Source organism: Acetobacterium tundrae (assembly GCF_008086615.1).
Lineage (GTDB): Bacteria > Bacillota > Clostridia > Eubacteriales > Eubacteriaceae > Acetobacterium > Acetobacterium tundrae.
Genome location: NZ_RXYB01000011.1, coordinates 1 through 24,725, shown reverse-complemented (window position 1 = coordinate 24,725; position 24,725 = coordinate 1). Strand labels below are relative to the sequence as shown.

The 24,725-nt window shown below is 36.9% G+C and carries 22 protein-coding genes and 1 other annotated feature; of the genes, 20 read left to right on the top strand and 2 right to left on the bottom strand.

Annotation, left to right across the window (positions count from 1 at the left end):
• Nucleotides 1–13 precede the first annotated feature (13 nt).
• The gene (locus FZC40_RS09970; protein ID WP_148603875.1) at nt 14–883 is read right to left on the bottom strand and encodes a LysR family transcriptional regulator; all 870 of its coding nucleotides are present in this window, start codon (nt 881–883) and stop codon (nt 14–16) included.
• Nucleotides 884–1,038: 155 nt separating this feature from the next.
• On the opposite strand from FZC40_RS09970, the gene FZC40_RS09965 reads away from it, so the two are divergent.
• The 9 genes from FZC40_RS09965 to FZC40_RS09925 all read left to right on the top strand — a co-directional run bounded on the left by FZC40_RS09965 (nt 1,039) and on the right by FZC40_RS09925 (nt 10,634).
• Entirely contained in the window at nt 1,039–2,775 is a 1,737-nt protein-coding gene (locus tag FZC40_RS09965; protein ID WP_148603873.1) for an ABC transporter ATP-binding protein, read from the top strand.
• Nucleotides 2,772–4,508 (top strand): ABC transporter ATP-binding protein, encoded by a 1,737-nt coding sequence (locus tag FZC40_RS09960; RefSeq protein ID WP_148603871.1) that lies wholly within the window; start codon nt 2,772–2,774, stop codon nt 4,506–4,508. Before FZC40_RS09965 ends, FZC40_RS09960 begins: the two co-directional genes overlap by 4 nt.
• 103 nt (nt 4,509–4,611) lie before the next feature.
• Nucleotides 4,612–5,274: a ribosome small subunit-dependent GTPase A gene (gene rsgA, locus FZC40_RS09955; protein WP_148603869.1), complete on the top strand. Its 663-nt coding sequence runs from the start codon at nt 4,612–4,614 to the stop codon at nt 5,272–5,274.
• A gap of 137 nt (nt 5,275–5,411) precedes the next feature.
• Nucleotides 5,412–5,467: a sequence feature (sodium ion sensor (DUF1646 type); this cis-regulatory element may regulate processes involved in with the transportation of sodium ions), on the top strand.
• 206 nt (nt 5,468–5,673) lie between these two features.
• Nucleotides 5,674–7,005: an electron transport complex subunit RsxC gene (gene rsxC, locus FZC40_RS09950; protein ID WP_148603867.1), complete on the top strand. Its 1,332-nt coding sequence runs from the start codon at nt 5,674–5,676 to the stop codon at nt 7,003–7,005.
• Nucleotides 7,006–7,016: 11 nt separating this feature from the next.
• On the top strand, nt 7,017–7,973 hold the full coding sequence (locus tag FZC40_RS09945; RefSeq protein ID WP_148603864.1) for an RnfABCDGE type electron transport complex subunit D: 957 nt from the start codon (nt 7,017–7,019) through the stop codon (nt 7,971–7,973).
• Nucleotides 7,973–8,593 carry an RnfABCDGE type electron transport complex subunit G gene (locus tag FZC40_RS09940; RefSeq protein WP_148603862.1) on the top strand — a complete coding sequence of 207 codons (621 nt, stop codon included), beginning with the start codon at nt 7,973–7,975 and terminating at the stop codon, nt 8,591–8,593. Before FZC40_RS09945 ends, FZC40_RS09940 begins: the two co-directional genes overlap by 1 nt.
• 15 nt (nt 8,594–8,608) lie before the next feature.
• The gene (locus tag FZC40_RS09935) at nt 8,609–9,199 is read left to right on the top strand and encodes an RnfABCDGE type electron transport complex subunit E (RefSeq protein WP_148603860.1); all 591 of its coding nucleotides are present in this window, start codon (nt 8,609–8,611) and stop codon (nt 9,197–9,199) included.
• A gap of 13 nt (nt 9,200–9,212) precedes the next feature.
• Complete coding sequence (gene rsxA / locus FZC40_RS09930) at nt 9,213–9,791, top strand: electron transport complex subunit RsxA (protein WP_148603857.1); 579 nt, start codon at nt 9,213–9,215, stop codon at nt 9,789–9,791.
• A gap of 12 nt (nt 9,792–9,803) precedes the next feature.
• On the top strand, nt 9,804–10,634 hold the full coding sequence (locus FZC40_RS09925; RefSeq protein ID WP_148603855.1) for an RnfABCDGE type electron transport complex subunit B: 831 nt from the start codon (nt 9,804–9,806) through the stop codon (nt 10,632–10,634).
• Here FZC40_RS09925 and FZC40_RS09920 read toward each other — a convergent pair.
• Nucleotides 10,629–11,618 (bottom strand): 2-hydroxyacid dehydrogenase, encoded by a 990-nt coding sequence (locus FZC40_RS09920; protein ID WP_148603853.1) that lies wholly within the window; start codon nt 11,616–11,618, stop codon nt 10,629–10,631. The genes FZC40_RS09925 and FZC40_RS09920 overlap by 6 nt on opposite strands.
• 573 nt (nt 11,619–12,191) lie before the next feature.
• Between FZC40_RS09920 and FZC40_RS09915 the strand changes: the two genes are divergently transcribed.
• From FZC40_RS09915 to FZC40_RS09865, 11 genes are all read left to right on the top strand, one after another.
• On the top strand, nt 12,192–14,540 hold the full coding sequence (locus FZC40_RS09915) for a glycosyltransferase family 4 protein (protein ID WP_186843785.1): 2,349 nt from the start codon (nt 12,192–12,194) through the stop codon (nt 14,538–14,540).
• Between the two features lie 125 nt (nt 14,541–14,665).
• Entirely contained in the window at nt 14,666–16,801 is a 2,136-nt protein-coding gene (locus FZC40_RS09910) for a family 2 glycosyl transferase (protein ID WP_148603849.1), read from the top strand.
• A 188-nt stretch (nt 16,802–16,989) separates the two neighbouring features.
• Nucleotides 16,990–17,934, top strand: coding sequence for a hypothetical protein (locus FZC40_RS09905; RefSeq protein ID WP_186843784.1), 945 nt, complete (start codon nt 16,990–16,992; stop codon nt 17,932–17,934).
• Nucleotides 17,935–17,948: 14 nt separating this feature from the next.
• Nucleotides 17,949–19,022 carry a HEAT repeat domain-containing protein gene (locus FZC40_RS09900; protein ID WP_148603845.1) on the top strand — a complete coding sequence of 358 codons (1,074 nt, stop codon included), beginning with the start codon at nt 17,949–17,951 and terminating at the stop codon, nt 19,020–19,022.
• Between the two features lie 4 nt (nt 19,023–19,026).
• Complete coding sequence (locus FZC40_RS09895; protein WP_148603843.1) at nt 19,027–20,424, top strand: glycosyltransferase family 2 protein; 1,398 nt, start codon at nt 19,027–19,029, stop codon at nt 20,422–20,424.
• Nucleotides 20,425–20,871, top strand: a complete 447-nt coding sequence (locus tag FZC40_RS09890; protein WP_148603841.1) for a ferritin family protein — start codon at nt 20,425–20,427, stop codon at nt 20,869–20,871. It begins immediately after the preceding gene.
• Nucleotides 20,872–20,910: 39 nt separating this feature from the next.
• Nucleotides 20,911–21,903 (top strand): glycoside hydrolase family 16 protein, encoded by a 993-nt coding sequence (locus FZC40_RS09885; RefSeq protein ID WP_148603839.1) that lies wholly within the window; start codon nt 20,911–20,913, stop codon nt 21,901–21,903.
• A gap of 227 nt (nt 21,904–22,130) precedes the next feature.
• Nucleotides 22,131–22,769 carry a cobalamin B12-binding domain-containing protein gene (locus FZC40_RS09880; protein ID WP_148603837.1) on the top strand — a complete coding sequence of 213 codons (639 nt, stop codon included), beginning with the start codon at nt 22,131–22,133 and terminating at the stop codon, nt 22,767–22,769.
• Nucleotides 22,770–22,781: 12 nt separating this feature from the next.
• Nucleotides 22,782–23,489: a GntR family transcriptional regulator gene (locus FZC40_RS09875; RefSeq protein ID WP_148603835.1), complete on the top strand. Its 708-nt coding sequence runs from the start codon at nt 22,782–22,784 to the stop codon at nt 23,487–23,489.
• Entirely contained in the window at nt 23,490–24,209 is a 720-nt protein-coding gene (locus FZC40_RS09870) for a GntR family transcriptional regulator (protein WP_148603833.1), read from the top strand.
• Between the two features lie 188 nt (nt 24,210–24,397).
• A partial coding sequence (locus FZC40_RS09865; RefSeq protein ID WP_186843783.1) for a dihydropteroate synthase occupies nt 24,398–24,725 on the top strand: 328 nt, incomplete at its 3' end.

Genomic DNA, 24,725 nt, shown 5'->3' with positions numbered 1-24,725 from the left:
TTTTATGTACCGATTACACGATTCCAAAGCTTTTGATAAAGTTCGATGCAAGTGGCGAAATATATCTATCTTTTACCCATATTGCAGCTATTTTTGTTTTCAACTTTTCACTTTTGATCTCTTTGACAACCAGATTACTATTGGCTGCAAGTTCAAATGCGGATTTGGGAATAATCGCTATTCCAGTCCCTGCATTTGCCCATAAAAGTGCTGTTCTTGCGTCATCACATTTACAGAATATTTCCGGAGCAAAGCCGTGTTCCATACAAGTATCGCAAATGAGCTGTTCAAATCTACGGTAAATGATCAACGGTTTGTTTTTGAGTTCGCGGATGGATAGAGTCATGTTATTTGATTCCCAATTCATTTCTTTTGGTATGGCTGCAATCATCGGTTCTGTTTTTGCATATTTACACTCGAAATTTAAAGCATTGAAGGGTGTTCTGACAATGCCCACTTCAATAATCCCTTTATTTAACAAATCAATCAGAGTAAAGGTATTCCCTTCGAATATTTCAAATTTGATATTGTCATATTGCTTGTGAAATTCCGACATCCTTTCATTTAACAGAGTTGCTCCCGAGGAAGAAACTGTACCGATGGATAAAGTTCCCTGTAATCCGTTGCTCAAATCCGTCACTTCTTTTACAACTGAGTTGGTTAGCTCTAAAATCTGGTGGGCTCGGTTCATCAGTATTTTTCCTGAATCAGTAAGCTGTACATGCCGAGGACCCCGCTCGAAAAGTTTCACTCCTAGTTCTTCTTCCAATAGCTTAAGCTGATGACTTAATGGCGGTTGGGCCATATTAAGCTTTTTAGCTGCAGAAGTTATTTGGCCTTCTTCAGCAATGGCAAGAAAGTACTTCAATTGCTTGATATCCATAGAAACCTCCAATAAATATATACCATACGATTTTCGTATATCACCCATACAAAATAGATATTTTTCATATGCGAGTTTGCATGTTATAATTTTAGTCGGGAAACTAAAATTAGGCAATAGATTTCTAATATTTTCTAAAATGGAGGTTGATAAATTTGTTCAAACTTGCTGTCTTTTTAAAACCATATAAAAAAGAGTGTATCATTGGCCCGGCGTTTAAGTTGCTGGAGGCAATATTTGAGTTGCTGCTGCCTACCATTATGGCACTAATCATTAACAATGGGGTTGGTCAACATAATCAAGATTATGTTCTTGAAATGGGAGGGGTGATGCTTCTGATGGCAGTATTAGGATTTTGCTGCTCGATGATCTGCCAATATTATGCGGCGCGTACCTCTCAGGGGTTTGGTACAACATTAAGAAATACCCTTTTTAAACATATTTCATCGCTTTCTTATGTGGAAATCGATCGATTTGGCACATCTTCATTGATCAATCGCATTACAAATGATGTCAATCAACTTCAACTTGCGGTTGCCATGCTGATACGTCTCGTCATACGCGCACCCTTTATTTGTATCGGGGCTATCATTATGTCCATGATTATGGATTTTCGTTTATCACTGATTTTTTTAGCTGCTACACCTATTTTTGCTGTGATCTTGTACCTTGTTATCAGCAAATCATCACCACTGTACCGTAAATATCAACAGAAACTTGACAAAATGGCATTGATCTTACGCGAAAATCTTTCTGGAGTCAGAGTAATCCGAGCCTTTGCCCGAATTGAAAATGAGAAGGAACGATTTTATGATGCCAATGATGATCTAACCGATGTCGCCATTCATGTCGGTAAAATCTCAGCATTACTCAATCCGCTGACATCCTTTGTGATGAATGCTGCCATCATCGCGATATTATGGACAGCCGGGTTTCATATCAATTCAGGAACGCTTTCTCAGGGGGAAATCATTGCCTTTGTCAATTATATTACTCAGATACTGCTCGCGCTGATCGTCGTGTCGAACTTGGTGATTATCTTCACCAAGGCCGTGACATCGGCTGGCCGTATCAATGAAGTGTTGGCGGCTAATACCTCCATTCCAGACAATCCCAGTCAGATTTCGCAAGTGATGAGTAACAGTAGCCCATCCATTCAATTCTGCAATGTGTCCTTTGCTTACAATCAGATCGATAATATGGCTCTTGAGGATATTTCAGTCACCATCAAAAAAGGCGAGACCATTGGCGTGATCGGCAGTACTGGATCCGGAAAATCCACTTTTGTTAACCTTATTCCCAGATTTTACGATGTGGTAAAGGGTGCGGTGTTTGTTGATGGTATTAATGTTAAAAACTATCCGTTGCATGAGCTTCGGGAGAAAATCGGGATCGTTCCACAGAACATGATGCTGTTCACTGGCAGCATTGCTGAAAATATTCGTTGGGGAAAACAAGATGCCACGGATGAAGAAGTAATAACAGCCGCAAAAATTGCCCAGGCCGATGAATTTATTTCAAAACTTCCTGAAGGCTATAATACCCATGTTTCGCGTGGCGGATTGAATTTTTCAGGGGGGCAAAAACAACGCTTAACGATTGCACGGGCGATGGTTTCAAAGCCTGATATTTTGATATTGGATGATTCTTCCAGCGCACTGGACTTTGCCACAGATGCTGCCCTAAGACTGGCTATTAAAAAAAGCAGTCAAAACATGACGGTTCTGATTGTGTCTCAACGAGCCAGTACGATCAAGCAGGCGGATAAAATTATTGTGTTTGATGATCGTCATATTGTTGGTTATGGTTCACATAAAGAACTGATGGATAGCTGTGAAGTTTATAAAGAGATCTGTCTGTCCCAGCTTTCAAGTGAGGAGGTTTTATTATGAACAAAGCGACGTTTACACGAATTTTAAAATACATCGAAAAGTATAAAAGCCACGCAATCGGATCTTTTATAGCTGCTATTTTAAGCGTTGTTTCGACATTGATCGGACCGCTACTGATCGGTAAGTCCATCGATCATATGATCGGGATTGGCACGGTGGACTTCGCTGGTATAAAATATATTTTAATAGCGCTTGCGCTGATTTATATTGTTAGTAATATATTTGTATGGCTGTTAACTTATTTAACAAATTGCTTAGCTTATCAAACGGTTAATGATATGCGTCATCAACTGATTGCCAAAATAAATACGCTACCGCTGAAATTCTTTGACACCCATTCTCATGGCGATACCATCAGCCGCTTTATCAATGACATGGACGCTATTTCAGATGGAATGCTCCAAGGAGGGGCAATGCTGCTTACAGGGATTGTTACCATCATTGGAGTGATCGGATTCATGTTGTATATCAAACCAGAGATGACGCTGGTTGTTGTTTTATCGGCTCCGGCTTCTTTTCTAGTGGCCCGGTTTATTACCACACGTTCACAGCAAATGTTTAAAGGTCAGGCAAAAAGCTTGGGTGAATTAAACGGTTATGTTGAAGAAATGATTGGCGGACAAAAAATCGTTAAGGCTTTTAATTATGAAGCGCATTCTTTCGAAGAATTTGCGAAGATTAACACCGCATTATATCGTTCCGGTGTAAAATCGCAGTTCTATGGCTCGCTATCCGGACCAACAACCCGTCTTGTCAATAATATTACCTTTTCTGCCATCGGTGTCATCGGCAGCATACTAGCAATTTCAGGCCAACTCACTGTGGGTGAGCTATCAAGTTTCCTGATTTACGCAAGCCTTTTTGCAAAACCGTTTAACGATTTATCCGGAGTCTTTACACAAGTACAATCCGGGGTTGCATCAGCACAACGTATCTTTAATATTCTTGACATGCCGTCAGAAAAACCGGATGCAAAAGACGCCATCATACTTAAACACAGTCAGGGTGAGATCAGCTTTAATCATGTAAGCTTTTCATATCACCCGGATCAGCCTCTGATTATTGATTTCAATCTTAATGTAAAGCCAGGAAGCAGAATTGCCATCGTTGGTCAAACCGGTGCAGGTAAGACGACCCTCGTCAACTTACTAATGCGATTTTATGATGTTGACAGCGGTTTTATTTCGGTTGATGGCACAAATATCAACGCCATCAAGCGTGACAGCTTACGGCGTAATTTTGGTATGGTACTACAGGATACTTGGTTGTTTGCAGGTAGTATTCGCGATAATATTTCCTATGGTAAACCGGATGCAACGGAAGCAGAAATCATTGCTGCAGCTAAAGCGGCTGAGGCTCATGACTTTATAAAATGTTTGCCGAATGGTTACGACACCTTGATTTTTGACGAAGGTGAAAATTTATCACAAGGACAAAAACAACTTCTTACCATTGCCAGAGTCATGCTTGTCGATCCGCCAATGCTTATTTTAGATGAAGCCACAAGCAATATCGATACCCGAACAGAAAACCATATCCAAAAAGCATTTGAGAAAATGATTAAAGGCCGGACAAGTTTTGTGATCGCCCACAGGCTTTCAACAATACGCGACGCCGATTTGATCCTGGTACTTGATCATGGCAACATTGTAGAGCGTGGAACACATCTTCAGTTATTAAAAAATGGAAGCTATTATGAACGGCTTTATAATAGTCAGTTCGCACCGGTATAGATTAATGTATTCCATATTTACAGAAAACAATAAAAATTTAATCAAACAAAATTAAGCTTTAGAGTATTAATCATAGAGATGTCATTTATTTGTCTTGACTTAATTGAAAAGAATCATTTACAATAAGATCAATATAAAAGAAAAGGCGGATTTATGTGATGACCTGAATCGTCGTCTGAATGAAATTTCCAGTGTCCGGGTGGGAACGGATGTGGTGGTCTGTTCCAGTAAGGATAATCGGGGCTATGATGAGATTGCTGACTACCTAACACTAGGAAAAACAATTGCCTTTATTGGATCATCAGGGGTGGGCAAATCTACCATCATCAATCGGCTCATGGGGGAAGAAGTGCTTCAAACCAAAAACATTCGCAATGATGATCGTGGGCGCCACGCCACAACCCATCATCAACTGCTGTTGTTGCCAAATAGCGGGATTGTCATCGATACCCCTGGTATGCGGGAACTGCATTTAGATAGCGCAAATTTAGCTAAATTTTTTGAGGATATAGAGAGTTTGGCTGAGAATTGCCGCTTTCGAGACTGTACCCACACCGGAGAACCTGGTTGTGCAGTGCAAAATGCCATCGAAACGGGGATATTGTCAGAAAAACGATTTGCAAATTATTGTAAACTGCAAAAAGAAATGGAATACGTGGGCCTGAACTCGCGACAATTGGAAGAGGAGAAAATTAAAAAAATGTTTGGCAGCAAAGGTGAAATGAAACAAGCCAAAAGACAGGTAAAAAACAAAAACAAACGATGAGTTTCAATCTCAGTTTGATTGTTGGCAAAAGGATAAAAGTTTATCATATTTTGAATTTTTTGCTGAGCTGTAAATTTTAAGATTGCAAATACTGTCAAAGTTAGGTATAATGAGTACAAATTTAATATTTAACATACGGTTGGACAGATGAAAGTCTGTTTTCAAGAAAAATATGTTTCCTGGGTGGGAAGCTCTTTTATAGAGTTTCCCACCCTTTTTTTATTCTAAAATGATGGCGGTTTAATGAATTAAAATTAACTTAAATAACTAATCATTTATATATAATATATCAAAATGCGTTCATTGATTAATACTAGCTTTTATATTTAAAGTGCATTTGTATATACAAATATCTAGATGGTTCTTATAAAATCATGATTGAGGGGTGTTAAAATTAAAATGAATGTAAAACATGGAACTTTTAGGGGAGGGATCCATCCGCCTTATGGAAAGGAAAGTACAGCTGCAGTTCCCTTGGAATTTGGTGAAAAACCAAAAATGGTGACCATACCCATGTCGATGCACATTGGGGCACCGTGTACTCCAAATGTGAAAAAAGGTGAATACGTTTATCTTGGACAAAAAATTGGGGAACCAAACGGTTTTGTTTCGGTACCAATACATGCGAGTGTTTCTGGAAAGGTTGTTGCAGTAGAGGTCAGACCGCATCCATCTGGGGATCGGGTCATGTCTGTAGTTATTGAATCAGATGGACTGGATATACTTGAACCCAGCATCAAACCGTATGGGTCATTGGAGAAAATGGATGCTGAGTCCATCAAAAATATGATCTTGAATGCTGGCATTGTCGGACTGGGCGGAGCAACCTTTCCAACCCATGTAAAATTAACTGTTCCACCAGATAAAAAGGTGGATTCTATTATTTTAAATGGTGCGGAGTGTGAACCGTATTTAACCGCAGATCATCATTTAATGCGGACACAAGCTGAAAAGATTGTACTAGGGTTAAAAGTTGCAATGAAAGCTGTTGGTGTCGAAAAAGGTTTTATTGGAATTGAAGATAATAAAGGTGAAGCTATTCAAGCGTTGACTAAGGCGATTGGAAACGATTTAAATTTGGAAATATATTCTCTACATACAAAATATCCTCAAGGAGCTGAAAAACAACTGATTACAGCAATAACCGGACGCGAAGTCCCTTCAGGTGGACTCCCAGCCGATGCCGGGGTTGTAGTTATGAATGTCGGAACAGCTGCTCAGATAGCCGAGTCTATGACAACCGGAATGCCATTATACAAACGCCTTTTAACCTGTACCGGAGATGCGATTAAAAATCCGCAGACTCTTGCAATCCGAATTGGTGTATCCTTTCAGTCCGTCATTGATCAGTGTGGTGGATTTATTTCTGAACCCCAAAAAGTTATTTCAGGTGGACCCATGATGGGGGTTTCTCAATTCGAAACTGAAGTACCGGTAATCAAAGGGACTTCGGGAATTTTATGTTTAACTAAAGAATTTGCCAACGTATCCATCCCATCGAATTGTATTCGCTGCGGAAAATGTTTAAGTGTCTGCCCCATTCATTTGGAACCGCTTAATCTGGCAGAGTATTCGCAGAAAAACAAATGGAAACAATGTGAAGAAAACCATATCATGGATTGTATTGAATGCGGAAGCTGCTCCTATATCTGTCCTGCAAAAAGAACCTTAGTTTCTTCAATTCGTGTGGCTAAACGTGAGATTGTTGCACAGAGAAGAAAAGGAAATTAGGAGGAATTATGATGAATAACTTAAATCTTACCATATCCTCATCTCCTCATATCCATGCAAAGCATTCAACGGCAAGTATTATGCAAAATGTTTTGATTGCGTTGCTGCCAGCGTTGGCGGTTGCAGGATATGTTTTTGGAGTATGGGCATTGGCATTAGTGGCAATTTGTATTGTTTCCGCAGTGACTACGGAAGCAATTATTCAAAAATTATCTAAAAAAGCAGTCACTATTAATGACTGGAGTGCGGTTGTAACCGGAGTGTTGCTGGGCTTTAATTTACCAATTAATGCACCTTGGTGGCTTGCTGTCATTGGATCTGTTTTTGCAATTGCAATTGTAAAACAATGTTTTGGCGGATTGGGTCAGAACTTTATGAATCCTGCTTTGGCGGCAAGAGCTTTTTTGCTTGCTTCATGGCCGACCCGTATGACCAGTACCGCCTATATTCCAGCTTATGATACGGTGACAACAGCAACACCGCTGGCTCTTCTTAAATCAGGCGATTTAACAAACATGCCATCAACACTGGATTTATTTACAGGCTTAAACGGGGTTTACGGTTGTATTGGCGAAATCTCGGCTTTGGCCTTGTTAGTTGGTGGGTTATATCTTATTTTTAAAGGCATTATTAGCTGGCGGATACCAACGGTTTATCTTTTAACCGTTGCCGCTTTTGCAGTTTTAGTTGGACAGGATCCGCTGGTACACATTGTATCAGGTGGTGTCATGTTGGGTGCTTTCTTCATGGCAACCGATTATGCCTCTTCACCGGTTACCCCAAAAGGTCAGATAATATTTGCCCTTGGATGTGGTTTAATCACAATGATTATTCGCTTATATGGCGGATACCCAGAAGGCTGTTCTTATTCGATTCTTCTCATGAATATTGCAACCCCTTTAATAGATCGCTTCACGAAGGAAAAAATTTATGGTGTTGTTAAAAAGAAAAAGGAGGTGCAGGCATAATGGAAAATAAAGTTCAAATTGATTGGAAAAATGTTTTTAAATTGGGCTTTATTCTCTTCGCGATTTCAGCTGTTGCTGCCTGCTGTTTGGCATTAACAAATTATGTGACAGCGGGTACAATTGAGAAAATGAATTTAGCAACAAATCAAACGGCTCGGCAGGAAGTGCTTTCCGAAGCGGTAGATTTTGAAGAGATACCCGCTGAAGATCTGACAAAGATCGGAACTGAAATAGGTCTGGACAATCCCGATGAACTTGTTGAAGCCTATATTGGCAAAAATGGTAATGAAGTGGTTGGGTATACCGTTAAAACAGCGCCACAAAGTGGATACAGTGGAGAAGTACAAGTATTGATCGGTATTTCAACGGATGGTATTGTTCAGGGCGTAACCATTCTAGAACATAGTGAAACGCCGGGATTGGGTGCACAAGCGACGCTACCAAAATTTAAAGATCAATATAAAGGTTTAACAGCTTCAGAGAAAATTACAGTTGTAAAAAGTACTCCTGTATCCGGAAGTAATTCAATTCAGGCTATTACTGGAGCAACGATCACATCCAGGGCGGTAACACTTGGCGTAAACATCTCAAATGAAGTTTATCAGATTTTATCGAAATAAGAGGGGAGAATATAGATGAATTTTATAAAAAACCTGACCAGAGGAATCATAAAAGAAAATCCAACATTCGTACTTGTGCTGGGGATGTGTCCAACTCTTGCGGTTACAACATCGGCGATTAATGGTATGGGAATGGGTTTAGCGACCACCGCAGTGCTTGTCGGTTCCAATGTGGCTATATCAGCATTGCGTAAAGTAATTCCCAATAGCATCAGAATCCCGGCTTTTGTCGTGATTATCGCATCTTTTGTAACAATTATTGGCATGTTAATGAAGGCTTATGTACCAGCCTTAGATGCCGCATTAGGACTGTTTATTCCCTTGATTGTTGTGAACTGTGTTATTTTAGGCCGTGCGGAAGCCTTTGCTTTTTCAAATGGAATTGCGGATTCTTTTGCTGATGGCCTTGGAATGGGTCTTGGATTTACATTGTCATTAACAGTTCTCGGCTCTGTGCGCGAGATTTTAGGAGCAGGCAGTATTTTTGGTCTTTCATTATTTGGCGCTTCGTATGAACCTGTCATATTGATGATTCTTCCACCAGGCGCTTTTTTAACGCTCGGTCTTTTAATGGGGCTTATTAATTGGAAAAAGAAAAAGGCATAGGAGGAAGAGATAAATGAGTTTAATTTTTATTTTAATTAGTAGTATATTCGTTAATAACTTTGTATTATCCCGTTTTTTAGGTATCTGTCCTTTTCTTGGCGTTTCAAAAAAAGTTGAAACAGCACTTGGGATGGGTGCGGCCGTAACTTTTGTTATGGCTTTGGCATCAGCGATTACCTATGTCGTCCAGTATGCGATTCTGGAACCCCTAAACCTTGGTTATTTACAGACAATTGCGTTTATTTTAGTTGTTGCAGCATTGGTTCAGTTTGTTGAAATGATTATAAAAAAAATGACACCGTCCTTGTATCAGGCCCTTGGTGTATTTTTGCCATTGATTACAACAAATTGTGCAGTGCTGGGAGTGGCATTTTTAAATATTCAGTATGAATATAATTTCATTGAAACGATTGTAAATGGGATCGGTGCAGCATTGGGTTTCACACTGGCAATTGTCCTTTTTGCAGGGGTTCGTGAGCGTCTTGAGTCTTCAGAAATACCAATGGCTTTTGAAGGATTTCCCATTGCATTATTAAGTGCTGGATTAATGGCAATAGCATTTTTAGGTTTTTCCGGAATGAAACTGGGTTAGGAGGATATGGAAATGTTAAATGCAATTTTAGTTCCAATAGGTATTATTAGTGCGTTCGGATTGCTTTTTGGAATTGGCTTGGCTATTGCCGCCAAGGTTTTTGAAGTGCCGGAAGACCCTCGGATTCCTTTAGTCAGAGCAGCTTTGCCGGGCGCAAATTGTGGCGGATGTGGCTTCCCAGGATGTGATGCATTGGCCGGTTCAATTGTGGAAGGTTCAGCAGCTGTTGATGTCTGCCCGGTTGGCGGAGGTGATACGGCCGCTGCGATTGCCAAAATTATGGGCAAAGAAGCTGGCAGCGCGGTTAAAAAAATTGCAACCGTTATTTGTCAGGGAACCTGTGAAACGGCACCTAACCGTGCTGACTATTATGGTGAAATGGACTGCCGTGAAGCAATGATTGCTTCGGGTGGTGCTAAAGGATGTCGTTATGGCTGTATGGGGTATGGAACCTGTAAGTCCGTTTGCCCATTCAATGCAATCAGCATGGGTGAGGACGGACTGCCGAAGGTCGATCCTGATAAATGTACATCCTGTGGTAAATGTGTGGATGCCTGTCCAAAATCAGTCATGAATTTGGTGCCGATAACACAAGAAATCATCGTTAAATGTCATAACTTGGACAAAGGGAAGATTGCCCGATTATCCTGTACAACTGCTTGTATCGGTTGCGGAGCCTGTGAAAAAGCGTGTAATTTTGATGCCATAAAAGTGGAAAATAATTGTGCGAAAATTGATTATGATAAATGTCGCCAATGTTATGAATGTGTTGATAAATGTCCGATGAACTGTATTTCCGGTGATATTGACTATGGTAAATTAACAGCTCGCGCTGGATTATAACCCATTAACACAATTAATTGGTTGTTCCCCCTTTGATACGGCTAAAATATTTGACCATACAGTTTTGTGCATTTTTTCAAAAGCCTCTTTGGTAGTCCCAGCAATATGGGGGGTGAATAACAGTTTGTATCGACAATCCTCCGGTAGATTAAGCAGCGGATTATCCAGTTCAACGGGTTCAGGATTCATTGTGTCCAGTCCTGCCCCGGCAATCTGACCATTGACTAGGGCTGTGACCAAACTTTCCTGGACAACCAGTTCGCCTCTGGCAGTATTAATAAGCAAGGCTGTTGGTTTCATCAGTGTCAATAGCTCCTGATTGATCAGTCCTGTCGTTTCTGGTGTTACAGGCAGATGAAGGCTGATGATATCACATGTTTTACAGAGTTCTTCCAGTGGTAAATAGGACAGTCCCAATTCCTTTTCGGTCTGGATTTTTCTGGTGCGACTAAAATAACTTAGCTTTGAGCCAAAAGGTTTCAATCGCTTTGCCGTTTCAAAGGCAATAGAACCCATTCCCACTAGACCTATATGACAGGCCCCTAGTTCGGAAATTCCTTCTAGAATAAATGACCCCTTTGCCTGAATCTGTTGGCCGCTGCGAACCATCTGATCCCCCTCTAGAAGCCTTCGCTGAAGCCCCAGCATCAGCAGAATGGTATGTTCCGCCACAGCTCCGGAGTTAGCGGCAGTATTATTGCAGACATAGATTCCTTTTTCTTTTGCGGCATCAAGATCAATTTTATTATAGCCCACCCCTTCAGAATGAATGAGTTTTAGATTGGACATGTTATCAATTAAGTTTTTACTGACCTCTCGAACGGCATCGGCAAAAATGAAATCGGCATCGCCTCCGGCATAAAGAATGGCGTCATCGGAAGTGAGTTCTTCACCGAAAATGAGATCCCAATCCTTTGGAATATTTGTTAAATCAGAAAACTTTTCCACACGTTTTTTAGATGTTAGAATTAGTGCCTTAGCCATAGGGTTACCTCCGTTATTTTGATATAATTCATTATATCGCGGGTATGATTTAAACGCTATTTATTTATTTTGTTGCAGTAGTATCGTTACCGACCGTGTATTGATTATTTGTCTGAGCATATTTGTGGGTATAATAAAGATATATCTGTTATGGAGAATACAAATAAATTATTGGGCAAAAGATCTCTTAGCTTTGAGAAAACATAAAAGCTAGATGACCTATTATCATGTTCATCTGAAATAAAATAAAATAATTAAAAAATATAATTTTCATTATATTTGGGTAATAATACTAAAAAGTCATTTCTCACTATAATTAAAAAAAGTGCATAAGTCGTTGAATAGAAAAATCTGCGGATTTAATTAAAGGAGAGAACTGACTTAAAACCAGATTTTCCAAAATCTACATGTAAAGCATCCAGCACTGGATAAGAAAACGAGACCCTTGGAATGGGTTGATCACACGAATAACTTAAAGTCACAGGCAAACGAGATTGTCTAACAGGAACTTATTTGCAATTTATATTTATAAACTAGAATTATCGTATTAATAATATGGATTGGAGAAATTCTATGCAAATCGTAATTGTACATGGGTATTTTTTAAAGGGAACCGGTAGCAACCTTTTTGTTGAAAATGTATGCCGGGAGTTATGCAAAATAGGTCATCAGGTTAATCTCTTCTGTCAGGAAAATGACCCAGACAAATTCGATTTTATTGAGAAAGCATTCGATTTTAATGGCGAAAATAGCAAAAGTCGGATGATTTACAGTAAAAAAACACCATATATGGGTAAATGCGACTTGTATCGTCCCAACCTCAATGGTTTTTTACCGGTTTATGTTTATGACAAATATGAAGGGTATGAGGTAAAAACATTTACCAGCTGTACCAAAGAAGAAATAGAGTCTTATATTGAAAACAATCGACAAGCGATTAATACCGCCCTGGTGAATACCCATACCGATATGGTTTGGACAAACCATACGATCATGCAGCCAGTTTATGTAGCGAGAAGCCATTTGGGTCAGTGTCAGCATGTCATGACGGTTCACGGCAGCTGCTTGAATTTTTCAGTAAGAAACAGTCCTCTGCTCCAGGATTACGCTAAGGAAGCTAATGCAAACGCTGACAGAATTGCATTTGTGAGTCGTTTTTCTGAAAATGAATTTCTGGAATTTTTTAATAATGATTCCAGGCTCAAAGAAAAATCAATCGCAATATCAGGTGGCGTGGATCTGGAAAAATTTATGACCTTAAATGACAGCAGTGAAAAAAAACATGTGATCAACAAACTCGTGACCGAGCTGGAAATCGAAGAAAAGCGGTTAAAGAACAATCTGGATTCAGATGAAGGTATCTGGAAAACGGATCGTGATATTATCAGCAAGCTAAAAAAGATTGACTTCGAAAATGAAAAGATTGTACTGTACTACGGAAAATATTTATGGACAAAAGGCGTTCAGCTATTGATTGCAGCAGCACCGCTGATAATGAAGGATCATCAGGACGTCCGGTTTATTCTTATTGGATTTGGTTCCTCTCGTACATACTTTGAAGCTATGATTGAGGCATTGAATAAAGGGGAGAAAGAAGCATATATTGAGCTGATCACACATCCAGATTTATACGATAAAGAAATTGATCCCAATTCAGCGAATTTTTTTTCTTTGTTAACAGTAAAATTGAAAGATGAGGATTTTGCTCAGGCTTATTTTTCAGCGGCTAAGGGAAAAATTGGGTCAGCTTTTGTTTTGACAGGTTTTTTAGGGCACAATCATTTAAAAAGCCTGATCGCTTGTTCAGAAATAACTGTGGCACCCTCAATCTTTCCGGAAGCATTCGGTCTGGTGGCAGCAGAAGCCCTTTCATCCGGGGTTATTCCGATACAGACAAATCACAGTGGTTTTTCTGAGGTTATTAAAATATATGTGGATGAATTTTGTGATATTTTTGATAAATATAAATTGAATAAATTATTCTTAAATGAAAATCTAGTGCTTAATCTGGCCGAAAATATTTCTGTTTTTCTGGATTATTACAGCAGTATGAATGATAAAGTTAGGCAGACGATTAGAGAACGCGCCCGTAAGATCAGTGTCGAAAACTATTCCTGGGAATCAGTTGTGAAAAATTACCTAAGACTTTACGAAGAGCAGAGTATTACAATTCAGTCTGCTAAAAAAGCGGAATATATTTTCACAATTTCGGACTATGTAAAAGAGGAAGTCCTCAGTTTATATGATGTTGATCGCAAAAAAGTCATTGTTACCGGGAATGGCTATGATCAAACCATATTCCGACCAAATAAAAAGCTAAATCGTAAAACGGTAATGACAAAAATGGGTTATCCAAATTTAGAGAATTACCCAATCGTTACTTTTTGCGGAAAAATTTCAAAAACAAAAGGGATCGATGTGTTGCTTGAGGCAAATAAATATATTCAAAAAAAAAACAAGGTATATATTCTGATCATGGGCAGCGGCAATATTGATTCTTTAGGTAAAGGCAATCGCGAAAAACTGCACATGGAGAATGTACTGATCCTTGGGCAGCGGTCGCAACATGAGTTGGCTATGTTACATAATATTGCTAAATTAAGTGTGCTCCCATCCCGTTCCGAAGGTTTTGGGATTGCTGCTCTGGAAGCGATGGGGTGTAAAAAGCCCGTCGTTGTAACCCGGGTGGGCGGGTTACCATCCTTTGCGGTAGGAAAAATTGTTGAAAGTGAAAATGCAAATGAACTGGCCGAAGGCATTCTTGAAATTCTGAATATGGAAGAGTTTGCATATTATACCATTTGCCAAAAAGCATATCATATTGCAATTGAATATTCTTGGGAAAATATTGTGAACATACGTATGAAATATTACAATAAACTTGTGGTCAATCAACAATTAACTTCAGCTAATTGTATCTAATCAGCTTCAAAATATGAATGAGTTGGAAGTGACAATAATTGTTTATTTTATATCTTATTTATGTTAGTACCATATTATACTCACAATATAAATAAATTTTCATATAGTGAAGGTGAAACGCAATAATGAGAAAAAATATTATCATAGTCATTATTCTAATCTGTCTTACTGTAATTGGTTTTATCGGTTATCACTTTTATACAAGGATGACGAGCAATCAAATATCCATGTACACCGATGCGGATTCCATTCAATATATGGCCAAGGTTGATTCTGATTCTTTTTATGTTTTTAAAGATAATCAATGGGAAAAAGAATTTATCAAAGGTGTAAACATTGGTACAGGTGTCCCTGATTATTTTCCTGGCGAATTTGGTGCAACAAAAGATGACTATCTGCGTTGGTTTAAATATATCAGCGAGATGAATGCAAATACGATCAGAGTTTACACAATCCTTAAGCCGGATTTCTATAATGCTCTTTACGAGTATAATCAAAGTGCCCAAAATCCTTTATATTTAATTCAAGGTGTATGGATTAATGAGGAAGATATTTCGACCTATTTGGATGCCTATAATCCGAAAATCATGGATAATTTCAAAAGTGATATTGAAACCACCATTGATGTATTACACGGAAATAAAATCATAAAAAAAGAGACTGGTCATGCCTATGGAGTGTATGAAGCAGATGTTTCGCAATATGTTATCGGTTATATTTTGGGAATCGAGTGGGACCCTGAGTTTGTTTTAACAACAAATAATAACAATTCGGGAAACACACATTTTGATGGAACTTATTTATACAGTGCCGATGCGTCACCGTTTGAGAATTTCTTATGTGAATCAGGGGACAATTGCATCAAGTACGAAACGGATCATTATAAAATGGAAAAAACTGTCAGTTTTGCTAATTGGCCCACAACTGATATGCTGAGTCATCCCAATGAACCGCTGCCAAATGAAGATCTCGTTACCGTAAATACTGAACACATTAAGAAAAAAGATACATTCAAACCGGGCCTTTTTGCATCCTATCATATTTATCCATATTATCCTGATTTTATGAATTATCAAAATGAATATGCTAATTATAAAGATGAGAATGGAAATGTTGATACCTATGCGGCTTATTTAAATGATTTAAAAAAGCAACATACCATGCCGGTATTAGTAGCTGAGTTTGGAATACCAGCTGGCCGTGGCAAGGCTCATGACAATGCTAGTATGGGTTTTAATCAAGGGGATGTATCAGAAACACAACAGGGCGATATGGATGCATCCATGTTAAAGGACATCTATGACGCAGGTTATGCCGGGGGCTTAGTATTTTCATTTCAGGATGAATGGTTTAAACGAACTTGGAATACGATGGACTTTGATTTACCGGAAAGAAGACCCTATTGGGATAATGTTCAAACGAATGAACAACACTTTGGGTTATTGGCTTTCGATTCAGGTGAAAAAGAAAGTACTTGTTATGTTGATGGGGATTCAAAAGATTGGGAGGGGAGTACACCTATTAGTACAACTAACGGGACTGAACTTTATATGAAATCGGATGAAACTTATGTTTATTTTATGGCAAAAACATCAAATTTTAATTTTGATCAAGACAACTTGATTATTCCTGTAGACACTCTGCAAAACCAGGGAAGCTCGAGTAATAATGGTGTTAATTTTGATAAAGCGGCTGATTTTTTAATATCAATCAATGGGAAAGATAATTCAAGAATAATGGTTGACTCCTATTACGATAGCTTTCAGTATTTGTACGGGGAAAAATTAAATATGATTCCTAAAAATCCCGATTATGATATCAACAATAGTGGTAAGTTTGTGCCCATGTATTTATGTCTGAACAAAGAGCTATATTTACCGCAAGATAAGCTTATTCTCCCATTTAGCCAATATGAGACAGGAAAACTTACTTACGGAGATGGGAATCCGAATAACAGTGATTTTAATTCTCTTTCGGATTTCTGTGTAAAAGATAATATAGTTGAAATCCGAATACCGTGGCAGCTGCTTAATTTCATGGATCCCTCTACAAAAATGGTAATGAACGACTTGCATATTGATGGCATTCAACCAGTAAAAACAGATGGAATTTATGCTGGAGTGGGGATTTTAAATAAAACAAGCGATCAGAACATCAACATGAACTTTTATAGTTGGCAAGATTGGAATGTTGCCACTTATCATGAGCGACTAAAACCATCATACTACATATTAAAAGACGCATTTAATCTATACAACTAGAGAGGGATAACATGAAGAGACAAATAAATCTAAAAAGGGTCGGAATATTTTCATCAATCTTTCTTGTTATAATGGCCGCTCCATTTTTATACTGGTTTGTTCAACCCTCTAAAATACTTGACATTGTCATCATTGACAAAACGGTTCCAGACACTACCTATCGAGAACATAAAGGATTTATGTGGATATTGAATAATTTAAAAATAAAAAATGGGGATTCAAACAAGCCATTTAAGTATGAAGAGGATTATTATGGCTTTTTCCCATTAGCGAATGAACAATATAAGATCAAAGAGATTCCGGATAATCTAGGAAAACCAGATTTAATCTATTTAACCGATACATATGGGGTCTATACGGATGAATTTTACAAAAAAAATAATCAAGGGAATCGATCCGGAATGATTTATGGGGGAACACAGGAAAAAGAAGTGAGTATTATCAGGAACTCATTGGACAATAATGTAATTATTGGGGAATTCAATATTTTGGCCAGCCCAACGAATAGTCAGGTGAGAGAAGGCTTAGAAAATATTTTCGGAATAAAGTGGAATAATTGGATTGGTCGATATTTTTCTGATCTTTCAAATAAAAACGTTGAAATTCCAAATTGGATGAAAGAAAATTACGCAATGCAATATGGACAGAAGTGGGACCTTAAAGGAGCCGGGATTGTTTTAGTTGGTGCTGACGATATGATAATAGTTTTAAGAAACGGTATTGAACTTGGAGGCGAACTGAATACGATCAATTTTTCTGGAAATGCCAATAATGAATTTTCAATAAAAAATAATTCAAAATATTATTATTGGTTTGAAATTGTCAACGCAGACAATAATGCTGAAATTCTTGCTAATTATAAGCTTGATGTAACCGAAACGGGACAAAAGTTATTAGACGATTATGGACTCCCTAATACGTTTCCAGCAATTGTGAGAAAAACAGGGTCTTATACCAGTTATTACTTTGCCGGAGATTTTGCTGACAGTAAGTCTACGCCAAGTATCTATAACATACCTGGCATTCCGTTTTTAAATCAAATTACAACGTTGGATGAAGACTCCAACCAAAACTATTTTTATTGGAATGTATATTATCCTTTGATTGAAAAAATTATCAACAATATAAATTAGGATGGTGAAAAAAGATGTTTTCTAATAATATTCAGTCATTCGTTATTCTAAATATATATATACTAATCATAGTAAACGTCATCTTGCTGTTTTCTATTTATTATGAAATTATAAAAGATAAGATTAAAAAAAAGCACTATGAAAAGTCATCTATTTATTTAAAGCCCAAAATCATTTCTTATTTAAACGATGAAAATCAGAAGGCGGAAGTCTGTAGGACATTAAAGAATACTTATTTAAAAATCGTTGCTATTGATATCATGCTAGATTATGCAGAAGTAAATCATGTAAATCTCAGTGAACAGTTTGTGAATCTTGATTTAGTAAATTTATTAATTAAAAAATTTAAAAAAAAAATGAACATCGTTTATCTGAAAAAGCTGGCATTAATGGGATCAAAAAATGCTTATAATGTTTTAATGGATTCTGCACAATCCGAAGATTTGGATATCAGCTATATGAGCTATTTCGGGTTATCACGTATTAAAATTCAAAATGACAAAAAAGAAGCAGCCATAAAAAAATTAGTGGTCTCTAATATCGTCACCGATCGAATCATAGAAATTCTGAGACAATTCGATCTTGAGTTTATAGATTGGCTAGAACTCCTTGAAAAAGAGGAAACAGTCAAAGGTAAATTTATTTTCATAAAAACTATCATGGTAAAAGATGAAATAAAAAGTGAAGAGTATTCAGATCGTATGGAAAAATTTTTAAAAGACCAGCGCGAAGTGAAAATAGCAGCCATTCAAGCTTTATGCAACAGTCAGAATGAAAAATATATTGCCGAACTAATAAAAATCTATGAAAATGAAGAAAATTGGCAAGTCCGAGTGGCTGTTGCAAAAGGGCTTAGCAGTTTTAAATTTAAAGATGTCGAGGATGCGTTACTAAACATGACAAAAGATAGCGAATGGTGGGTGCGATATAATGCAATTAAATCAATTGTAGCAATGGGCGAAGACGGCTTATTCAGTCTCATCGACTTGTCACTTAAATCAAAGGATGAAAATATTTCTGATTTAGCCTATTATTTTTTAAATTCCAATCAAGATGTTTACAATACGGTAAAGAATATTGAGGTGTGAGTAGATGAATATACTATTGAGCAGTATTGCAATTTATAGCCAAATAATATTTGTATATTTTTTTTGTATCAGCTTGTTTTATGTCGTATTAATACTTATATCTTCTAGAAAATTAACGGAATTCGTTAAGCGCATTAATAATGATGTCACCATTATCAGTAATTATACAAAACCAATTTCTGTTGTTGTCCCTGCCTTTAATGAAGAGGCAACAATTATCGATAATATCATTTCACTCTTAGATCTGAATTATCCTGAATTTGAAATAATTGTGGTAAATGACGGTTCCTCAGACAATACGCTGAAAAAAACAATTGACTACTTCAACCTGAGAAGAATTGACGTGGAAATAAATATGCAAGTTGAGTGTAAAGAAATTAGAGGGGTCTATGGATCCTTTGTCATCCCAAATCTTGTCGTTGTGGATAAATTAAATGGCGGGAAAGCAGATGCCTTAAATGCCGGTATCAATCTATCTCGATATCCCCTTTTCTGCGGAATTGATGCGGATTGTATCATCGAGAAAAATGCCTTATTAAGAATTGTGAAGCCATTTCTCATTCATGAGGATACCATCGCTGTCGGCGGTATCATTAGAATCGCAAATGGATGTACTATCAAAGACGGTAAACTACTGGAAGCAAAATTACCAAGGGAAGCCATTGTCAGATTTCAAATTATTGAATATTTCAGAGCCTTTTTAACGAGTCGAATTGGTTGGGAAAGAATCAATGCACTACTTATCATTTCCGGGGCATTCGGTGTTTTCAAAAAGTCAGCAGTGGTCACTGTTGGGGGTTATAGTACAACCATCGGTGAAGATATGGAACTCACTTTAAAAATGCATGAATATTTCAGAAAGAACAAACTGAATTATAAAATCGATTTTGCGTCGGATGCTGTCTGTTGGACACAGGCACCAGATACGCTAAAAGGTCTTAAATCTCAACGAATTAGATGGCATCGTGGTCTGGCTGATTCCCTACTGAGACATAAAAAAATGATATTCAACCCTAAATATGGAACAGTTGGAATTTTATCTATGCCTTATTTCTTTTTGGTGGAAATGATCGGTCCTGTCATTGAGACCTTTGGCTATTTCTTGTTTATTATTGCAATCCTTACCGGAAGTGTTTCAAACTTCTTCATCTTTGTTTTTTTGATGGCTTTTCTATTTGGTATATTGTTTTCACTTTCAGGGATATTATTTGAAGAATTTTCGTACAAACGATATAATGGGTTTAAAGAAATTTCTAAACTTATACTTTACAGCTTTTTAGAACAATTTTTGTATCGCCAGCTTACAGTATGGTGGCGAGTCCTATCCTTTTTTAATTTTAAAAAAGGAAGTAAGGATTGGGGTACGATAAAAAGAAATTCATTTTCAAATAAGGAGGAATAAATGAATTTACAAGAATATTTTTTAGAACTTTCTCATATTGAGGAACTTGGAAAAGATTTATATGAAAAATTTTCTGAATCATGTAGCGATAAATTAAAACCAGTTGTTCTCGCCTTTTCCCAGGAAGAAGCAAAGCATCAACAATTAATGTTGGACTTATCTGTAAGGAAAGGTTTAAGTGAAGAAAAAACAGATAAAGAAATTGAATCGATTTTAAACCAACAAATCGATCATATTACAATTAATGGTAGAAATCTTGATATAAATTCAGAAAAAGATTTTTTTCAATTTGCATTGCAGTTAGAAAAGAATTCCATAGATATCTATACAACGCAATTAAATGCATATGAAAAAGAATCGAATGAATATAAAACATTTGAAAATATTACTAAAGAAGAAAGAAAACATATGTTGTTTATTTTGGATCGACTTTATAAACTTAAATAAAAAATAGGCAGCTGATTTGTACCAAAAAAATTGGGAGATATGATGAAAAAGGTGCTATTGTTTATTATAAGTATAACTGTACTTTGCTTTACCGGTTGTCATTCAAATAATGAAAACCTCGTTATTAAAAGTTTTCATCACCCGAATGGCGTATATTTTTGTCGAGAAAAAGTCAATTCTGAAATTAATATTCTTAATCCTATGAAAAATGAAAAAGAAGTTTGGGTTGAGTTTAAAATTAAAGATAATCTCGGCAATTTGATCGATTCATCTATACAGAAAGAAATGATTCCTTCGGGAAAAGAAGAGAACGTCGTTATTGATTGGACAATCCCAGTTGATTTTAAGAGTGGCAGCTATAAAACTGATCTAATTGCTTGGGACCAATCTCCTGAAAATTCTGATGCTAAAAAAATTGCTGAAAGTGTCGATAAAGAGGGGATTTTAGTCTTTGAGACTCAAGATAATTTTGATGAGCTGGATGGGAATGTTTGGTTAGTATCGGAAGGTAATCTTGGCAGAAGTGAATTGAAAAGTGAGAATGTAACATTAAATAATGGTTTGTTAAGCATTGAAATGCCCCAAAATACTCTTAATGGTGGAGAGATATATTCCAAAGAACTTAAAGATTACGGGGCTTTTGAAACAAGAATGAAACTACCGGATGCACCATCTTCGATTACCGGGTTTTTCCTATACAAGGCTCCGGACTATTTTTATGAAATTGACATTGAACTCTATAATCAGCCAGACGGAACCCTAATGTTTACGACTTATTCAGATGGTGAAAAAAAGAATGTCTATGTGGGAAACCTTGGCTTTGATCCAACAAATGATTTTCATGACTATCGAATTGAATACAAAGAAAATCAGGTTGCATTTTACGTTGATAATATTTTTGTCAAAAGCTGGTCAGATGGTTTCCCGAAAGAAGGAATGTATTTAATGATTAACTGTTGGTATCCTAAATGGCTGGATGGAGAAAAACCAAAAGAAAACCAATACTTATTGGTAGACTGGGTCAGATTTTGATAAAGATCCAATTTAGGTTGCAGGAGTAAGAATTTCACACTACACTTTCTGCTTTTAAATGCGTTTTTAATTGTTGGCATAGTCTGAAAATATGTGAATTTTCAAGCTAAGGCAGTTTTACAAGAAAAATTGTGGAATCTGTTTTAGTTCTTTTTTAATTAAAGGCTATTCATTATAATAAATATTTATGCTATACTAAAATTAAATTAAAAAAATGAGGGTTTATAATGGAAGAGCTACTTATTCAAGCGGTGAAAGATGTCAATGAAAAGGATATTCTAATGTTGGTTGACCAGGCATTCGCGATCGGTTATACACCGGATCAAATTATCGAATTGCTAAAAAAGGGAATGGACTGCGTTGGTAAAGAATACGAAACCGGGAACTATTTTATCGCTGACTTAATGATGTCTGGTATTATTTTCAAAGAAATTCTTTCTCAAGAACGTATGCAGCCCAGCACATCAAAGAAAAATCAGAATTATAATGGCACTATTCTGATCGGAACTGTAAAGGGTGATCTTCATGATATTGGAAAAGGCCTTTTTTCCGGTTTGGCACTATCGTGTGGTTACAACGTTATTGATCTTGGTGTCGATGTTTCTCCACTGACCTTTGTTGATCAGATTATAAAACTCAAGCCTGAAATTCTTGCATTAAGCGGGGTGTTGCATACCGCTATTAAAAGTATGAAAAACACAGTGGATCTTATTGAAGAGAATGGATTAAGAAATCAAATAAAAATTATTGTTGGTGGAAATCCCCTTACTCAGGAAACATTTCATTTTATCGGAGCAGATGCATTCAGCCGTGATGCCACCGAGGGAATTAATATTATAAAAAGCTGGACTCAAGAACAAAAATAAAGGGAGAATAATATGGCGGAACCGGTTTATTTAAGAATTGCTGACGATATCCGAAAACAGATTACTTACGGTCTTCTCAGTGCCAATGATCCTCTTTCTTCAGAAAAAGAGCTTTGTTCTAAATACAGTGTCAGTCGAATGACCGTGAGAAAATCACTATCCATTCTCGTAGATGAAAATCTGCTTTACTCTGTGCCGGGAAAAGGTTATTTTACAAAAAAAATTAATCGTGATAAATATCTCTTTTTATTCGATGAACTGGATATTCTGATTGGTTCAAATAAAGAAAGTCAACTGATGGAAGTTGAAATTATCAAACCCACTGCTGAGTTGATTTATCAGTTGAGAGTTTCGCCTGATAAACGGATTGTCGTGATCAAACATCTCCTTTACAGTGATGGCGAAATTGTCGCTTATGACATAAAATACATCCCATATTTTACAGGAATACCCATTGTGGAAAAAGAAATAAATTATATTACATTTCCTGAAATTATTGCCAGCCGAACATCGATCTTTGATGTTCATCGAAAAATCGCAATTAGCATGGAAATCCCGCCTGATGAAATCATCAATTTATTGAATATTTCATCTTTAGATCCGGTAATCATCATTCAACAGCATATTTTGGATCAAGAAAGCTTACCAATTGGATTTGGACAATTGTATTGTCATTACAAAAAATGCCGCATTGAAGGGGTTTCAGTAATAGGTGAATAAATGAAGCAGCAGATTTATCAAGTCATTCAAGAAGATATAATAAAAAAAATAAGAAACAATACCCTTAGACCGGGAGATAAATTACCAACCGAATCAGAATTTTGCGAGATTTATGATACCAGCAAGTCTTCCGTAAAAAAAGCGCTAAACCGACTCGTAAATAACGGGTACCTTTATGCCGTTCAGCGTGTTGGTTATTATGTTAATATTCCAAAATACAACAACTATATTCTTTCTTTTGATCCCATGGAATTATTCTATCAAGGAGAAAAAATCGATCAAATTAAACTTGAACAAATATCAGAAACTGATACTTATGATTTTAGAGATGATTCTGATCCTAAGAAAGCTAAAATCTTATGTCTGCCTGAACTTTATTCGGTGGGTAATGTTGCTGTGGCTTTATCTCTTACTAAATTTTTTTATCGTAAGGCACTTTTCTTAAAAAATAAAAGCACACTCACACAGAGTCCAGATCATAATCAAATAAGGGAGCTGTTAAAAATATTTACTCACAATCGAAAAATAACAATTTATGGCAAGGATTCGCCTATATTTATTGATAAACTTCTAAAATTACCATCACAAACCCCATTATTTGTCGTTGAAGAATCTTTTTATGATCGATATGAAAAGTTGTTTGGCAAAAGAACGATTTATTACAGAAAAGAATACATTAAACTCTTGGGTGTTTCAGATAAAAATAACATCATGTTATAGATTTACTTTCAAAAATAAATTTTCTTAAAACATATTTAATACCATTGACAATTAATAAAAAGAGTGCTATTATCACTTTAAGATATTGGTGTATACATGTAGCACTCAATATCTTAAGAATTGCTCTCAGTCAACTAAGATGGAATATATTACGAGAGAATTCTGTAAATATGGAGGTAATAAGAATATTGATTATTATTGGAGAAAAAATTAACGGGGCCATTCCTTCCACCGCGAAGGCCATTGCCGCCAAGGATTCAGAATTTATTAAAAATTTAGCCATCAAACAGGCGGAAGCCGGTGCCGATTTTATTGATGTCTGTGCTTCGGTGGATGATGCCATCGAACTGGAAACCATGAAATGGCTGATCGACATTGTCCAGGACGCCACGGATGTGCCGATCGCAGTGGACAGCCCCAACGTACACACCTGCGTTGAAGCGATGAAATACTGCAACAAACCGGGACTATTCAACTCCGTTTCGTTGGAAGGGGATAAAGTGGATATCGCCTTCA

Excerpts from the sequence above, each read along its gene's own strand:
- rsxA (WP_148603857.1), top strand. The coding sequence starts at position 9,213 with ATGAGTTTAATTTTTATTTTAATTAGTAGTATATTCGTTAATAACTTT.
- FZC40_RS09945 (WP_148603864.1), top strand. The coding sequence starts at position 7,017 with ATGAATAACTTAAATCTTACCATATCCTCATCTCCTCATATCCATGCA.
- FZC40_RS09875 (WP_148603835.1), top strand. The coding sequence starts at position 22,782 with ATGGCGGAACCGGTTTATTTAAGAATTGCTGACGATATCCGAAAACAG.
- FZC40_RS09880 (WP_148603837.1), top strand. The coding sequence starts at position 22,131 with ATGGAAGAGCTACTTATTCAAGCGGTGAAAGATGTCAATGAAAAGGAT.
- FZC40_RS09970 (WP_148603875.1), bottom strand. The coding sequence starts at position 883 with ATGGATATCAAGCAATTGAAGTACTTTCTTGCCATTGCTGAAGAAGGC.
- FZC40_RS09870 (WP_148603833.1), top strand. The coding sequence starts at position 23,490 with ATGAAGCAGCAGATTTATCAAGTCATTCAAGAAGATATAATAAAAAAA.
- FZC40_RS09895 (WP_148603843.1), top strand. The coding sequence starts at position 19,027 with ATGAATATACTATTGAGCAGTATTGCAATTTATAGCCAAATAATATTT.
- FZC40_RS09935 (WP_148603860.1), top strand. The coding sequence starts at position 8,609 with ATGAATTTTATAAAAAACCTGACCAGAGGAATCATAAAAGAAAATCCA.
- FZC40_RS09915 (WP_186843785.1), top strand. The coding sequence starts at position 12,192 with ATGCAAATCGTAATTGTACATGGGTATTTTTTAAAGGGAACCGGTAGC.
- FZC40_RS09960 (WP_148603871.1), top strand. The coding sequence starts at position 2,772 with ATGAACAAAGCGACGTTTACACGAATTTTAAAATACATCGAAAAGTAT.
- FZC40_RS09900 (WP_148603845.1), top strand. The coding sequence starts at position 17,949 with ATGTTTTCTAATAATATTCAGTCATTCGTTATTCTAAATATATATATA.
- FZC40_RS09940 (WP_148603862.1), top strand. The coding sequence starts at position 7,973 with ATGGAAAATAAAGTTCAAATTGATTGGAAAAATGTTTTTAAATTGGGC.
- FZC40_RS09925 (WP_148603855.1), top strand. The coding sequence starts at position 9,804 with ATGTTAAATGCAATTTTAGTTCCAATAGGTATTATTAGTGCGTTCGGA.
- FZC40_RS09920 (WP_148603853.1), bottom strand. The coding sequence starts at position 11,618 with ATGGCTAAGGCACTAATTCTAACATCTAAAAAACGTGTGGAAAAGTTT.
- FZC40_RS09890 (WP_148603841.1), top strand. The coding sequence starts at position 20,425 with ATGAATTTACAAGAATATTTTTTAGAACTTTCTCATATTGAGGAACTT.
- FZC40_RS09910 (WP_148603849.1), top strand. The coding sequence starts at position 14,666 with ATGAGAAAAAATATTATCATAGTCATTATTCTAATCTGTCTTACTGTA.
- FZC40_RS09885 (WP_148603839.1), top strand. The coding sequence starts at position 20,911 with ATGATGAAAAAGGTGCTATTGTTTATTATAAGTATAACTGTACTTTGC.
- rsxC (WP_148603867.1), top strand. The coding sequence starts at position 5,674 with ATGAATGTAAAACATGGAACTTTTAGGGGAGGGATCCATCCGCCTTAT.